The organism is Caenimonas soli (assembly GCF_013155545.1).
Lineage (GTDB): Bacteria > Pseudomonadota > Gammaproteobacteria > Burkholderiales > Burkholderiaceae_C > Ramlibacter > Ramlibacter soli.
Genome location: NZ_JABJVV010000010.1, coordinates 1 through 14488, shown reverse-complemented (window position 1 = coordinate 14488; position 14488 = coordinate 1). Strand labels below are relative to the sequence as shown.

The window sequence follows — 14488 nt, the reverse complement described above, 5'->3', positions numbered from 1 at the left end:
CGCACTCCAACCACTCTGTTGCAAGGCTGTGCGCTGGTCCGCGCGCCGCAGCCGACCGGCGCACAGCCTTGCCGCGAGGTGCTGGCCCGCAACGGGTGGATCCCGGGTCAAGCCCGGGATGACAAGGCTTACTTGAAGTCCAGCAGCACCTTCATCGCCTTCGAGCGATCCGCCGCCAATGCGAATGCCCGCCCCGCGTCGCGGTAGGACACCGATGCCGAGATCAGCGGCTTGACGTCGACCAGCCCCTTGTTCAGCAGGTCGACGGCGATGCCGAACTCCTCGTGGAAGCGGAAGGTGCCGCGCAGGTCGAACTCCTTGGCGACGATGGCATTGATCGGCAGCGTCATCTCGCCGCCGATGCCGATCTGCACGATGATGCCGCGCGGGCGCAGCGCATCGAAGGCGCCGCGCAGCGCCCGTTCGTTGCCGCTGGCCTCGAACAGCACGTCGAACTGGCCCTTGTCGGTGGTGAACGGCCGCAGGCCGTCGGGCTGTTCCGCGACGTTGATGGCCTGGTCGGCGCCGACCTTCAGCGCGCTGCGCAGCGCATAGTCGCCCATGTCGGTCACGACGATGTTCGAGGCGCCGGCGTGCCGCGCAGCGATGACCGCCAGCGCGCCTATGGGCCCGCACCCGGTCACCAACACGTTCTTGCCGAGCAAGGGCCCTGCGCGGCGAACCGCGTGCAGCGCGACCGCGAGCGGCTCGGCCATCGCGCCTTCCTCGTCGCTCAGCGTGTCGGCAAGTTTGTATGCCTGCCCTTTCTCGACCACGATCTCGCGACGGAACGCGCCTTGTACGTGCGGGGTGCGCATCGCGCTGCCGAAGTAGCGCATGTCCAGGCAGTGATTCTGCAGACCTTGCTGGCAATAGCGGCAGATGCCGCAGGGCAGGCTGGGACTGATGGCGATGCGTTCGCCGGGCGCGAAGCCCGAAACGCCGCTGCCAACTTCCTCGATCATGCCCGCCACCTCATGGCCCAGCACCATGGGCTCCTTGACACGGATCGTGCCGAACCCGCCATCCTGGAAGTAGTGCAGGTCGGATCCGCAAATGCCGCCAAAGCGTACCCGCACGCGCAGCTGGTGCGGCAGCACTTCAGGGGTGGGAACGTCTTCGACTCGCAGGTCGCGGGCGGCGTGGATGACTAGAGCGTCCATGTCTTGGTGTCTTTAAAGGGTTGCAGTCACGCCGCCATCCACATAGAGGATGTGGCCGTTGACGAAGTTCGATGCCTCGCTCGCCAGGAACACGGCTGCGCCGACCAGGTCCTCGACGTCGCCCCAGCGGCGCGACGGCGTGCGGTTGATCAGCCAGCCGCTGAATTCGGCGTTGTTCACCAGCGCCTCCGTGAGTTCGGTCTTGAAATAGCCGGGGCCCAGGCCATTGACCTGGATGCCGTATTGGCCCCAGTCGATCGCCATGCCCTTGGTCAGCATCTTCACGGCGCCCTTGCTGGCGGTGTAGGGTGCGATGTTGGGACGGCCCAGTTCGCTTTGCACCGAACAGATGTTGATGATCTTGCCGCGGCCGCGCGGGATCATGTGCCTGGCCACCGCCTGGCCGACCAGGAACACGCTGTCGACATTGGTCTTCATCAGCTCGTGCCAGTGCGCCTCTTCGAACTCTTCGAGCGGGGCGCGGCGCTGCATGCCGGCGTTGTTGACGAGGATGTCGATGGGGCCGATTTCGGCTTCGATGTGCGCGATGGCCTTGGTCACGGCAGCGCCGTCGGTGACGTCGAAAGGCGTCGTGACCACGGTAGCGCCATCGGCTTTCAGCTTCTCTGCGGCACGTTCGAGCTTGGCCGGGTCGCGCCCATTCAGCACGATGCGCGCGCCGGCGCCGGCAAGGCCGATGGCGAGTGCATGGCCAATGCCGGAGCTCGATCCCGTGATGAGCGCCGTGCGGCCGGTGAGGTCGAATTTCTGAAGGATGGAATTCACATGACTCCTTGTTCGTCCGTGATGTTACGGCCAAGCCAGGCCATGATCGTACTGGCCTGCGCGGCCAAGGGCTGATGGGCGGGCAATCGCAGGACCCCGGCTTCTCCGGTGGGCGCCTCGAGTGACGCAAACTGGCTCACCACCAGGCCCGGGGGAAAAAAATGTTCCTTGCGCGCCGCCACCCGGCAATGCGCCTCGGCCAGCGAAATCTCCAGATAGACGATCCGCAGGGCCGGCTCGGCCGCGCGCAGCCGGTCGCGATAACTTCGCTTGAGCGCCGAGCAGGCAAGTACGGCGTTGCCTGGGGTTCCCGCGAGTAGCGCTCCCAGCTTGTCCAGCCACGGCTCGCGATCGCTGTCCAAGAGGGCAATGCCGTTGCGCATCTTTTCCTGGCTGGCCGGCGGGTGATGTTCGTCGCCCTCGATCAATGCCGCGCCCAGCTGCGTGGCCAGCATGCCGGCGACCGTCGACTTGCCGCAACCGGCGACGCCCATGACCAGCACTTTGTGGCGCGATGCGACGGGGCTCATGGAAGGTTCTTCAGTTGTTGCAGCGCGCTTCGAGCGCGTCGATGAAGGACCGGTCCCAGCGGCCTTCCTTCATGGCCTGGATGGTCTTCGCTTCGGCGTGCAGGTGGGCGATTGCCTTTTCGATGAGCTCCTCAATACCTTGCTGGGGAATGGCCAGCAAGCCGTCCTGGTCGCCAACGACGATATCGCCGGGATTCACCACCATGCCGCCGACGCTGATGGGCACGTTGATCTCGCCCGGCCCGTCCTTGTACGGGCCGCGGTGCGTGACGCCGCGGGCATAGACCGGAAACGTGCGCTCGCGGATCTCGGCCACGTCACGCACCGCGCCGTCGATCACGACGCCGGTGACGCCGATGCTGGCGGCGTAGAACGACAGGATGCCGCCGACAACTGCGTTGTTGAGGTCCCCGCCGGCGTCGATCACCAGCACGTCGCCCGGGCGGCAGAACTCCAGGGCGCGCAGGTACGTCAGGTTGTCGCCGCCGCGCGAGCGCGCGGTGACGGCCGTGCCCGCCATCGTCTGTTTGCCCGGGCGGTGGTAGGGATGCAGCCCCACGGTGCCGATGTTGCGGTGCATGTTGTCGCTGAGTGCCGCGACCGGGATCTCGCGTAGCGCGGCGATGACCTTGGCGTCGGCCTGAGGGGCCGAGGGGACTTTGCGGATGGCCTTGTACGTGCTCATGGGCTTCCTCGATGTATGCGGTGAATATTTCAGTGCAGTGGTTCAGCGCAGTGCAGCGACCGCGCGTGCGATACGGGTACAGCCTTCTTCGAGAATCTCGATCGATGTCGCGATCGACAGGCGGAAGTAGGGCGAGAGGCCGTAGGCGGTACCCGCGACGACCGCGACACCTTCTTTTTCAAGCAGGTACATCACCACGTCGCCGTCTTGAACCAGGACCTTGCCTTCGGGCGTGGTCTTGCCGATCAGGCCGGCGCAGTTGATGTAGAGGTAGAACGCGCCGTCCGGTGAGCGGCAACTCAGCCCGGGGATCGCGTTGATGCGTGCCAGCGTGGCATCGCGCCGCTGCTTGTAGACGATCACGCTTTCGGCCACGAAGCCTTGGTCGCCGTTCAGCGCGGCGGCGGCCGCAGCCTGGCTGATCGAACAGCAATTTCCGGCAGATTGCGACAGCAGCGTGTCCAGGGCCAGGATCAGGTCACGCGGGCCCGCCGCCCAGCCGATGCGCCAGCCTGTCATCGCATAGGTCTTGGACACGCCGTTGATGGCCAATGTGCGATCGCGAAGTTCGGGCGCGGCGTTGAGCAGGTGCGGTGTGCGTTCGCCGTCGAATCGGATGTGCTCGTAGATGTCGTCCGTCATGACGAGCACCTGCGGATGGGCGGCTAGCACTTCGGCGAGGGCGCGATATTCGGCCACGGTGTAGCTCGCGCCGGTCGGATTGCTTGGCGAATTCAGTAGCAACCAGCGCGTCCGTGGGGTGATGGCCGCCGCAAGCTGAGCAGGCGTGATCTTGAAGCCGTTGGCCTCGGGGCAGGGGACGGTGACGGGCACGCCGTCGTTGGCCAGCACCATGTCGGGGTACGAAACCCAATAGGGCGCCGGAATGATGACTTCGTCGCCGGACTGCAGCGTTGCCGCAAGGGCGCTGTAGATGGCGCTCTTGGCGCCATTGGTGGCGATGATTTCGCTGAGGGCATAGGTGAGCCCGTTCTCGCGTTCGAGCTTGGCTGCAATGGCTTGGCGCAGTTCCACCGTGCCGGCCATCAGCGTGTAGCGTGTCGCGCCCGCGTCCATGGCCGCGGCCGCTGCCCGCCGGATGTGCTCCGGCGTGTTGAAATCCGGCTCGCCCACGACCAGGTTGACGATGGACTTGCCTTGGCGCCGCAGCTCGTTGGCGCGGTCGGCGGCCGAGGTGCTGGGCGACGGCTTGATGCGCCTGACGCGCTCGGCGATACGGGATGGGTTCACGGGGTTCCTTAGCGTGCGACCTGGGGACAGGCGTAACAGTAAGACGCCTTCGCCCCGCGCGCCAAGACGAGTTCGGTCTGCCTAAATAGGCAACACTTATGGATAGCGCCGGGTTCGTGGCATCATCAGGAATCACTCCGCCCGGGACGGACGCCATGAACCTCAGGCGCCTGAAATATTTCGTGAAGATCGTGGACGTCGGCAGCCTCACGCAGGCGGCCGATCTCCTGCACATTGCGCAGCCGGCTTTGAGCCAGCAACTGGCCACGCTCGAAGGCGAAGTCCGCCAGCAGCTGCTGGTGCGAACCAAGCGTGGCGTCACGCCGACCGAGGCGGGCAAGGTGCTCTATCGCCATGCCCAGCTCATCATGCGGCAATGCGAGCAGGCGCAGGTCGACATGGCGGCAGCCGGGCGCGGTCTGTCCGGCGCCGTGGCGGTCGGCTTGGCGCCCGGCACCGCCGCGGCCTCGCTGGCTCTGCCGCTGGTGCGCACGGTCCGCGCCCGCCACCCCGGCATCCTGCTCTACCTGAACGAAACCTACGGCACCACGCTGTCGGAACTGATCATGAACGGCCGCATGGACCTGGCCGTGCTCTACGGCGGCAAGACGCAGGTGCATGGCCTGTCGTTCCTGCCGCTGCTCAAGGAGCAGCTCTTCGTTGTCGGGCCGAACAGCATGCCGGCGCCGCCGGACCAGGTGCGGCTGCGCATGCTGGGCGAGATGGACCTGTACCTCGCGCGTCCCTACAACGTGGTGCGCCGGATGGTGGACGAAGCCTTCGCGGGCGCGGGCATGGTGCCGCGTGTCGTCGGCGAAATCGAGTCCGCCAGCACTCTCAAGGCCGTGATCGCCGATGGGCTGGGTGCCACCATCCTGCCGGCGTCGATGGCGGCCGAGGTGGTCGCGTCCAGCGATGCGTGGCAATGCCGCATCGTCGAGCCGGTGATAGAGGCGCCGTTGGCGCTGTGCCAGTCGGACCACCTGCCGCTGTCGGAGCCGGCGCAGGCGGTCAAGGAAATCCTGCTCGAACTCGTGACGGGCCTGCCCCACAGCCTGCTCGCCGGGGAGCATCACGCCGCGTCATAAGTCTCCCTTATCGCGCTAGAGACATTCCGTCTTGGCGCCCTGAGCGCGGCGCCAGTACTGTTGCGGGCATATGGACCCGCAGCAGATCAAGGCATTCATCGATGCGATGGCATCCTCGGATTTAGCCGAGATGGAGTTCAGCCAGGACGGCTGGACGCTGCGCCTCGTGCGGCGGGCGAACGGTACGCCGGCAACGGCTACGCGCGTGGAGCCCGCCCGCCCGCGTCCAGCGATCACCACTGCTGCGGCCCAACGTGATGAAGCGTCTCGGCCCGCGGAAAGCGTACTGCGCGCCCCCCTCTATGGCGTCGTGCACCTGCAGCCTTCGCCGGGCGAGCCGCCTTTCGTGGCACCGGGGCTTGCCGTGAAGGCGGGCCAGACACTGTGCGTCATCGAGGCCATGAAAGTCTTCAACGAGGTCCGCGCGGAGCATGACGGGGTAGTGGATACCGTGCTCGTCGCCTCGGGACAGGAAGTGGAAACCGGCCAGCCGTTGGTGCGATTTGCCTGACCACATTCACCATGCCCGCCATGTTCGACACTGTCCTGATTGCCAATCGCGGTGAGATCGCCTTGCGCATCCAACGCGCCTGCCGCGGGCTGGGCCTGCGCACGGTCGCCGTGCATTCGCAGGCGGACCAGGATGCGGTCTACGTGCGCCAGGCCGACCAGGCCCTGTGCATCGGGCCCGCTGCGCCGGGACGCAGCTACCTGAACCAGGCGGCGATCCTGTTCGCCGCACAGGTCAGTGGCGCCCAGGCGATTCACCCCGGCTATGGTTTTCTCTCGGAGAACGCGGGCTTCGCCGACCGCGTCGAGCAAGCCGGGCTGACCTTCATCGGCCCCAGTGCCGCATGCATCCGGACGATGGGTGACAAGGTCGCCGCCAAGCGGGCGATGAGGGAGGCCGGCGTGCCCTGCGTGCCCGGGCCCGACACGGCGCTGCCCGACGACCCCGGCGCCGTACGCGCGGTGGCACGCGACATCGGCTATCCGGTGATCGTCAAGGCCGCGGGCGGCGGTGGCGGCCGGGGCATGCGGGTCGTGCACGGCGAGGCCGAACTGCTGGACGCCCTGTCGCTGACCCGCGAAGAAGCCCGGCGCGCCTTCGGCAACCCCGAGGTCTACATCGAGAAATTCCTGCTGCATCCGCGCCATGTCGAGATCCAGGTACTGGCCGACAGCCACGGCAACGCGCTGTGGCTGGGCAGCCGCGACTGCTCGTTGCAGCGCCGCCATCAGAAGGTGATCGAGGAAGCGCCGGCGCCGGGCATAGACATCGCACTGATCCGCGCCGTCGGCGAACGCTGCGCGCAAGCCTGCCGGCAGATCGGCTACTGCGGCGTCGGCACTTTCGAATTCCTGTTCGAGGACGGCGCGTTCTATTTCATCGAGATGAACACGCGCCTGCAGGTGGAGCACCCGGTCACCGAGATGACCACCGGCATCGACATCGTGCAGCAGCAGCTCCGCGTGGCGCGGGGCGAGCGGCTGGCCATCACCCAGGCGGACATCGAATGCCGCGGCCATGCGCTCGAGTGCCGCATCAACGCCGAGAACCCCGACACCTTCGCCCCGTCGCCCGGACTCATCGGCGAATGGGTGCTGCCCGGCGGCTATGGCGTTCGGGTGGACACCCATGTCGGGGCCGGCTATCGGGTGCCGCCGTACTACGACTCGATGATCGCCAAGCTGATCGTGCACGGCGCGACGCGCGACGACGCCCTGGTGCGTTTGCGCGTGGCGCTCGAGGAGATGCGTGTGGGGGGCATCGCCACCAACCTGCCGCTGCACCGCCAGATCGTCCAGGACGCCGGCTTCGCGGCCGGCGGTGTGGACATCCATCACCTTGAACGCTGGCTGCAACAACGGAAAGAGCCATGAGGTCCCAGGACGCCACCATCAGCCTGCTGGGCACCAGTGCCCTGCTGTTCGAGCCGCCCGGCGACATGGACCTGTCGGCCCAGCAGCGAGTCTGGGCACTGGCGCGCGAAGCGCAATCCTGGCCCGAGGTGCGCGAGGCCGTGCCCGGCATGAACAACCTGATGCTGAGCTTCGAGCGGGCGCCGCGCCGACTCGATGAACTCAAGGCGCGTCTCCGTGCCGCCTGGCAGGCGGTGCAGCCGATGCCGCTGAAGGGCCGTGTGATCGAACTGCCGGTGGTGTATGGCGGCCCCGGCGGCCCGCACATGGCCGACGTGGTCGCGTACACCGGCCTGCGCGTGGACGAGATCGTCGAGCTTCACAGTGCGCCGCTGTACCCGGTGTTTGCGATCGGCAGCCACCCCGGCTACTGCTATCTCGGCGGCATGGACCCGCGCATCGCCACGCCCCGGCGCAAGGTGCCCGTCATCAGCATCCCCGGCGGCGCCGTGTCCATCGGCGGCGCGCAGACCGGCGTGTCGGCCTCCGACGGGCCGAGCGGCTGGAACACGATAGGCAGCACCACGATGAGGTTCTTCGATCCGGCGCAGGACCCGCCCGCGCTGGTCCAGCCGGGCGACAGCATCCGCTTTCGTGTCGAAAAGGTGATCCGATGATCGAAGTCTTGTCCGCCAGCGCGCTGGCCACGGTGCAGGACCTGGGACGCTTGGGCGAATTGCGCTGGGGCGTGGGCAGCTCGGGCGCGATGGACCCGCTCGCGCTGGCCGCGGGCAACCTGCTGCTGGGCAACGACGAAGGGGCGGCCGCCATCGAGGTGCCGGTGTTTCCGTTCCAGGTGCGCTTCACCGCCGACTGCGCGTTCGCCGTGACCGGCGCCGATTGCGCCGCGCGTCTGGACGACGTCGCGCTGCTGCCATGGTGGACCCATGCGGCACGGGCGGGCCAGGTGCTGCAGCTCGGCGTGCCGCAGCAAGCCAGCGCCTGGCGCGCGAGCCGCGTCTACCTGTGCCTGGCCGGTGGTGTCGACGTGCCCGAAGTGCTGGGCTCGCGCAGTACCCAGTTGCGCGGCGCGTTCGGCGGCCTGGACGGCCGGGCGCTGCGTCGCGGTGACAAGCTGCAAGCCGTGGCGCCGGGTGCCGGGCTTCAGGCCACCGGCTTCGGCCTGGTGCCGCCGGCGCTCGCCCTGCCGCTGGAGGCGGATGGCCTGCCGGCGATGCGCGTGCTGCCTGCGGGCGAGTACGGCCACTACACCGAAGCTTCGCGCGCGTCGTTCTGGGCCGAGGCCTGGAAGATCACCCCGCAAAGCGACCGCTATGGCTACCGGTTGGCCGGCGCGCCGCTGCAGCCGGTCGATGAGATCGAAATGCGGTCGCACGGCATCGTTCCGGGCGTGATCCAGGTGCCTCCCAGCGGACAGCCCATCGTCCAGATGTGCGACGCGCAGCCTTCGGGCGGCTATCCGAAGATCGGCACGGTGATCGAGGCAGACCGCTGGCGCCTGGGCCAGGCGCCCATCGGCAGCCGTATCCGCTTCGTCGAAACCACGTGGGACGAGGCTGTCGCCGCGCTCGACCAGAACCGACGATGGTTGGACGAGGCGCGCCGCCTCGTCGACTTGCACCGCGGCCAGCGAGGAGCCGAGCATGCGCATTGAAGAGGTGCAGCAGTTGTCGCGCTGGCTGGAGGCCACCGACATCGACCTGCTGGAATTGCAGGGCCCCGGGGAGCATCTGCGCTTGCGTCGCAACGGCACGCGCGTCGAGCTCGTCCCATCCGACACGGCGGGAAACGAGCCTGAATCCAAGGTCGTGGCCGCCGCCTCGGTGGGCGTGTTCCTGCATGGCCACCCGCTGCGCGCGGAACCGCTGGTACCTCCCGGTGCCGTGGTGGGCGCCGGGCAAGTGGTGGGCCTGCTGCGGATCGGCGCCCTGCTGCTGCCGGTCACGGCGCCGCAAGACGGCATCCTGGCCGCCATGCTGGCGGAGCCAGGCACGATCGTGGGGTACGGCACGCCGCTGGTCGAACTTCAATCTCCTGGAAGGCAGGCATGACCATGGACATCGACCTCAATGCAGATATGGGCGAGGGCTACGGCCCCTGGCGCATGGGCGAGGACGAAGCGCTGCTCGAAGTCGTCTCGTCCGCCAACGTCGCCTGCGGCTTCCACGCCGGCGACCCGGTCATCATGGACCGGACGGTGCGACAGGCGTTGGCGCGCGGCGTCGACGTGGGTGCGCATGTGGGCTATCCGGACCTCCAGGGCTTCGGACGCCGGTCCATGCAGATCGACACCGCGGAGCTTGCCGCGATGGTGACTTACCAGCTCGGCGCGCTGGCCGGCATCGCGCGCGCGGCCGGCCACCGCATGACGCACATGAGCTTCCACGGGGCGCTGGGCAACCTCGCTGCCGGCGACGCGGCCCTGGCCGGGCCGCTGGTGCGCGCGGTGGCGGGTTTCGATCCGTCGCTCATCATCAGCTCGTCGAGCAGCCGGGCGATCGAGGGCGCGGCAGCGCAATGCGGCCTGCGCATCGCCACCGCGTTCCTGGCCGACCGCGCCTACGACGACGAAGGCTTGCTGGTGCCGCGCAAGCTGCCCGGCGCGGTGATCCACGACGAAACGGCCGTGCTGGATCGGGTGCGTCGCCTGCTGGCGGAAGGCAGCATCGTCACCCACAGCGGGAAAACCCTGGCCATGCGGCCTCGATCGATCCTGGTGCATGGCGACACGCCGGGCGCAGTAGGGCTGGCGCGCACGATACGGCGCGAAATCGAAGCTGGGGGTGGCCGGATCGTCCCGATCTCCCTGCAACTGGCGGTGACATAAGAGCGGCTTATCTCACCACACCCAATCCGTCTTGGCGCAACAGGCCAGCCATCGATAAATTGACACAAAGCGTAAAGGAAAGCCATGCCCTTCACTGACTACAAGACCGCTCTGGTCACCGGTGCTTCGTCCGGCATCGGAGCCGCCGTCGTCGAGCGGCTGTGCAAGGAAGGACTACGAGTGCACGCGCTGGCACGCGGCGCCAAGGCACTGGATGCGCTTGCCGAACGCACCGGCTGCGTTGCGCACGCGCTGGACGTCACCGACCTCGCCGGCATCACCCGGCTCGCCGGCGAAGTCGAGTTCGACGTGCTGGTCAACAACGCCGGAGTCGACCGCCCCAAATCCTTCCTGAAGGCCGACGCGCAGGACATCGACCTGCTGATCGACGTGAACCTGCGGGCCGTGCTGCATCTATGCCGCCTGGTCGTGCCCGGCATGGTGGCGCGCGATCGCGGCCATGTCGTCAACATCAGCTCGATCGCCGGTGCCTACAACTTCGGCGGCAACTCCACCTACCACGCTACCAAGGCGGCTGTGAGCATGCTGTCGCGGCAGCTGCGCATCGACGCCTTCGGCAAGCGCGTTCGCGTGACCGAGATCTGCCCCGGCCGGGTGGCGACGGACATCTTTGCCCATGTGCACGGCGACTCCGCGGAAACCTACGAGCGCTTCGTCAAGGGCTTCGAGCTGCCGCAGGCGGCGGACATCGCCAACGCCATCGCCTTCGCGATTTCCGCGCCGGTGGCGGTGAACATCGGCCATATCGAGATCACGCCGACGATGCAAGTCCCCGGTGGCCTGCAAACCACCCGGCCCGAGCGGCCGCAGGCCTGAAGGCCGCGCCTCCATCCGCAGGAAGAACCGCATGAAAGGCTTCGACCTCATCGCGATCCTGCTGAACGCGGAGTTCGTCCGGATGCTGGTGCACGGCGTGCAAATGACGCTGGTGATCGCGTTCGGGTCCTGGCTGCTGGCGATGAGCCTGGCCGTGGTGCTGCTGGTGGTGCGCCTGACGCCCAGCCGAGTGGCCGAGCGGGGCGTGATCGCCTACATCTCCTACCACCAGAACGTGCCGACGCTGGTGCAGTTGATGCTGTGGTACTTCGGCATCTCCAGCCTGATGCCCAACGCCGTGCAGGGCTGGCTGGGCGAGCACAACGGTGAGGCGGTGTTCGCGATCATCGGCCTGGGCCTGTGCCAGGCGGCGTATTTCAGCGAGGATTTGCGCTCCGGCCTGCGCTCGATCCCGGCCGGCCAGGCCGAGGCGGCCCGTGCCCTGGGCCATAGCTACGTGAGCGCGATGCGCCATGTGCTGATGCCACAGGCCGTGCGCAACGCCTTGCCGGCGCTGGTCAACCACACCGTCTCGCTGTTCAAGAACAGCAGCCTGGCGATGGCCATCGGCGTGGCCGAACTCACACATGCCGTGAAGGAGGTCGAGAACCTGAGCTTCCGCGCCTTCGAGGCCTACCTGCTGGCGACGATCATGTACCTGGCCTTCTCGCTGCTGTTCATGATGGCCGGCGCCTGGCTGGGCCGGCGCGCCCGCGTTGCCGGGGCGAGGTAAGCCATGACCTCCATCTTCGAGATCCTGCGCGACAACTGGCTGCTGCTGCTGATCGGCCAGTACCCCAATGGGCCGCTGGGCGGCATCGCCTGCACGCTGATCCTGTCGGTGCTGGGCATCGTGCTGGCCTTTCCCTTGAGCGTGCTGCTGGCGCTGGCCCGGCTGTCGCACTGGCGGCTGCTGAAGTGGCCGTCCACCGCACTGGTGTACCTGGTTCGCGGTGTGCCGCTCCTGATGTTGATCCTGTGGGTCTACTTCCTGGTGCCACTTCTGATCGGCCGCAACGTGTCGGGCTTCGTGACGATGCTATGCACCCTGGTGATCTACGAAGGGGCTTATCTGTCCGAGGTGGTACGCGCGGGCATCGAGGCCTTGCCTAAAGGCCAGATGGAGGCCGCGCGGTCGCTCGGCCACAGCCACCTGGGCGCGATGCGCCTGGTGATCTTGCCTCAGGCGCTATTCAACATGCTGCCCAGCATGCTCAGCCAGTTCGTCTCGACGATCAAGGAGACGACGCTGGGCTACGTCATCAACGTGCCCGAACTCACCTTCGCGGCCAACCAGATCAACAACCAGCTGCTGACCAAGCCGTTCGAGGTGTTCTTCATCCTGGCCGTCATCTATTACGTCGTTTGCTGGAGCCTGACACGGGCGGCGAGGGCGCTGGAACAGCGCATCACCGCCAAGCGCGCAGGGCAGCGCAGCGCCGCTGCGATCCAGGCCGCGGCTATCGTCCAGCCGCTGGTGGCCGAACCCTGACCGGAGTCAAACGCACATGATCGTCTTTTCCAACGTCAACAAGTGGTACGGCGACTATCGCGCGCTCACCGATATCAATGCCGAGGTCAAGAAAGGCGAGGTGGTGGTGGTCTGCGGCCCTTCGGGGTCCGGCAAATCCACGCTGATCCGAACCGTCAACCGGCTCGAGGAAATCAAGTCCGGCGAGCTGCTGTTCGAGGGCCAGAACGTCCACGCGCCCATGAGCAGCGCGCAGCTGAACCTCCTGCGCAGCCGCATCGGCTTCGTGTTCCAGAGTTTCAACCTGTTCCCGCACCTGTCGGCGCTGGACAACGTGATGCTGTCGCCGATCCACGTGCGCGGCGCCAAGCGCGCCGAAGCGCGCGAAAAGGCGATGCAGCTGCTCGATCGCGTCGGGCTCGCTGCCAAGGCCTCGTCCTACCCGGCACAGCTGTCCGGCGGCCAGCAGCAGCGCGTGGCGATCGCCCGCGCGCTGGCTATGGAGCCCCCGGCGATGCTGTTCGACGAGCCGACCAGCGCGCTCGATCCCGAGATGGTGGGCGAGGTGCTGGCCGTGATGCGCAGCCTGGCCCGCGACGGCATGACGATGATGTGCGTCACTCACGAGATGGGTTTCGCGCGCGAGGTGGCCGATCGCGTGTGGTTCATGGACGCCGGCTGCATTCTCGAGTCGGCCGATCCCGAGACGTTTTTCCGCACCCCCCAGCATCCGCGCGCGCAGCGCTTCCTGTCCGACCTGCGCTCGCACTGATAGCAACCGTTCATCAACTCAAGGAGCCAGCCATGTCTGTCCGCATTTCCACAATTCGCCTCGCCGCCACGGCCATCGGCCTCGGCGCATTGTCGTTCGCTGCCCTGGCCGACCAGTGGCAGGACATCCAGCAGCGCAAGGAGCTGCGCTGCGGCACCTTTGCCGACGTGCCGCCATTCGCCGCCCCCGACCCCAAGACCCGCGAGATGGTGGGCTTCGACGTCGACCTGTGCAACGCCATCGCCAAGCGCCTGGGCCTCAAGGCATCGATCACACCGCTGTCGGTGGAGGCGCGCGTGCCGGAGGTGAAGATGGGGCGCGTCGACGTGACGGTGGCCAACCTGGCCTACACGCTCGGCCGCGCCGAACAGATCCAGTTCAGCGACCCGTACTACCTGGCCAAGGAGATGCTGGCCGTGAAGGAAAGCGATCCGGGCAAGAGCAAGGCCGATTTCAAGGGCAAGCGCCTGGCCTCGACCAAGGGCTCGACCTCCGAACTGTCGATCAAGCTCAATGGCTCGGAACCCGTGACCTTCCAGGATACCGGTTCCGCCTACATGGCCGTGCAACAGAACAAGGCCCTGGGCATGGTGGCCAACACCATGACGATCACCAAGCTGGTCAATCAGTCCAAGGCCTCCGGCGTGCCGCTCAAGATGATTCCCGAGCCGATGGCATTTCAGCCGATCGGTGTAGGCATGAAGAAGGACGAACCGGCGCTGCTGGCCAAGATCAACAGCACGCTGCTGGAGATGGACAAGGCAGGCGAGATCAACCAGCTCTGGGACAAGTGGCTGGGCCCGAACACCGAGTACAAGATGACCCGTGAAGACAAGGTGGTTCCGCTCAGTCAGCTGAAGTTCACGCCGTTGCCCTGATAGCGAGGCATGGATCCCGGGTCAGGCCCACTACTGTCCGGAGATATTTTCAAATAGTGAAAACTGCTGAGAAGCCTCGATTTCGTCGTCGAGATCGACGGCTTTGAGCAGGAGCACATCGATCGGTACCCGATCAAAAAGTGACAGGCTCAGTACCTGCAGGATGGTGTGTAGCGTGGCGGTGAGTTGGAGCCGCTTCTTCACGATCGCCACCAGCACATAGGTAGCGATTGCGATCCAGATTTGCGTCTTCACGGCGTTGGCGCTGTTGCCCACAAATGCCTTGATGCGCAGGTTCTGTTTGATCCACTTGAAG

The 14488-nt window shown here is 66.7% G+C and carries 17 protein-coding genes and 1 pseudogene; 12 read left to right on the top strand and 6 right to left on the bottom strand.

Annotation, left to right across the window (positions count from 1 at the left end):
* Positions 1 to 128 precede the first annotated feature (128 nt).
* From HNE04_RS16420 to HNE04_RS16400, 5 genes are read right to left on the bottom strand one after another with little or no spacing between them, the layout of a single operon-like run.
* Positions 129 to 1163, bottom strand: a complete 1035-nt coding sequence (locus HNE04_RS16420; RefSeq protein ID WP_172221294.1) for an L-idonate 5-dehydrogenase — start codon at positions 1161 to 1163, stop codon at positions 129 to 131.
* Between the two features lie 12 nt (positions 1164 to 1175).
* Positions 1176 to 1949, bottom strand: a complete 774-nt coding sequence (locus HNE04_RS16415; RefSeq protein ID WP_172221291.1) for a glucose 1-dehydrogenase — start codon at positions 1947 to 1949, stop codon at positions 1176 to 1178.
* Complete coding sequence (locus tag HNE04_RS16410) at positions 1946 to 2479, bottom strand: gluconokinase (protein WP_235965095.1); 534 nt, start codon at positions 2477 to 2479, stop codon at positions 1946 to 1948. The genes HNE04_RS16415 and HNE04_RS16410 overlap by 4 nt, the downstream gene beginning before the upstream one ends.
* 10 nt (positions 2480 to 2489) lie before the next feature.
* On the bottom strand, positions 2490 to 3164 hold the full coding sequence (locus HNE04_RS16405) for an RraA family protein (RefSeq protein ID WP_172221288.1): 675 nt from the start codon (positions 3162 to 3164) through the stop codon (positions 2490 to 2492).
* A gap of 42 nt (positions 3165 to 3206) precedes the next feature.
* A complete protein-coding gene (locus HNE04_RS16400; protein WP_172221285.1) occupies positions 3207 to 4415 on the bottom strand; it encodes an aspartate transaminase in 1209 nt (402 codons plus the stop codon).
* Positions 4416 to 4570: 155 nt separating this feature from the next.
* Here HNE04_RS16400 and nac point away from each other — a divergent pair, with 155 nt between their 5' ends.
* From nac to HNE04_RS16340, 12 genes are all read left to right on the top strand, one after another.
* Entirely contained in the window at positions 4571 to 5503 is a 933-nt protein-coding gene (nac, locus tag HNE04_RS16395; RefSeq protein ID WP_172221283.1) for a nitrogen assimilation transcriptional regulator NAC, read from the top strand.
* A gap of 70 nt (positions 5504 to 5573) precedes the next feature.
* A complete protein-coding gene (locus HNE04_RS16390) occupies positions 5574 to 6014 on the top strand; it encodes an acetyl-CoA carboxylase biotin carboxyl carrier protein (protein ID WP_172221280.1) in 441 nt (146 codons plus the stop codon).
* A 20-nt stretch (positions 6015 to 6034) separates the two neighbouring features.
* Positions 6035 to 7387, top strand: coding sequence for an acetyl-CoA carboxylase biotin carboxylase subunit (gene accC / locus HNE04_RS16385; RefSeq protein WP_172221277.1), 1353 nt, complete (start codon positions 6035 to 6037; stop codon positions 7385 to 7387).
* Complete coding sequence (gene pxpB / locus HNE04_RS16380; RefSeq protein WP_172221274.1) at positions 7384 to 8043, top strand: 5-oxoprolinase subunit PxpB; 660 nt, start codon at positions 7384 to 7386, stop codon at positions 8041 to 8043. Before accC ends, pxpB begins: the two co-directional genes overlap by 4 nt.
* Entirely contained in the window at positions 8040 to 9041 is a 1002-nt protein-coding gene (locus tag HNE04_RS16375) for a 5-oxoprolinase subunit C family protein (RefSeq protein ID WP_172221271.1), read from the top strand. The genes pxpB and HNE04_RS16375 overlap by 4 nt, the downstream gene beginning before the upstream one ends.
* Complete coding sequence (locus HNE04_RS16370) at positions 9031 to 9438, top strand: acetyl-CoA carboxylase biotin carboxyl carrier protein (RefSeq protein WP_172221268.1); 408 nt, start codon at positions 9031 to 9033, stop codon at positions 9436 to 9438. The genes HNE04_RS16375 and HNE04_RS16370 overlap by 11 nt, the downstream gene beginning before the upstream one ends.
* A gap of 2 nt (positions 9439 to 9440) precedes the next feature.
* On the top strand, positions 9441 to 10214 hold the full coding sequence (locus HNE04_RS16365) for a LamB/YcsF family protein (protein ID WP_172221862.1): 774 nt from the start codon (positions 9441 to 9443) through the stop codon (positions 10212 to 10214).
* 84 nt (positions 10215 to 10298) lie between these two features.
* On the top strand, positions 10299 to 11051 hold the full coding sequence (locus HNE04_RS16360) for an SDR family oxidoreductase (protein ID WP_172221265.1): 753 nt from the start codon (positions 10299 to 10301) through the stop codon (positions 11049 to 11051).
* 31 nt (positions 11052 to 11082) lie between these two features.
* A complete protein-coding gene (locus HNE04_RS16355; RefSeq protein ID WP_172221262.1) occupies positions 11083 to 11784 on the top strand; it encodes an amino acid ABC transporter permease in 702 nt (233 codons plus the stop codon).
* 3 nt (positions 11785 to 11787) lie between these two features.
* A complete protein-coding gene (locus HNE04_RS16350; RefSeq protein WP_172221259.1) occupies positions 11788 to 12543 on the top strand; it encodes an amino acid ABC transporter permease in 756 nt (251 codons plus the stop codon).
* Positions 12544 to 12559: 16 nt separating this feature from the next.
* Complete coding sequence (locus HNE04_RS16345) at positions 12560 to 13294, top strand: amino acid ABC transporter ATP-binding protein (protein ID WP_172221256.1); 735 nt, start codon at positions 12560 to 12562, stop codon at positions 13292 to 13294.
* Between the two features lie 32 nt (positions 13295 to 13326).
* Positions 13327 to 14172: an ABC transporter substrate-binding protein gene (locus tag HNE04_RS16340; protein ID WP_172221253.1), complete on the top strand. Its 846-nt coding sequence runs from the start codon at positions 13327 to 13329 to the stop codon at positions 14170 to 14172.
* A 30-nt stretch (positions 14173 to 14202) separates the two neighbouring features.
* On the opposite strand, the pseudogene HNE04_RS16335 reads toward HNE04_RS16340, so the two are convergent.
* A pseudogene (locus HNE04_RS16335) lies at positions 14203 to 14488 on the bottom strand (IS4 family transposase); the annotation flags it as partial.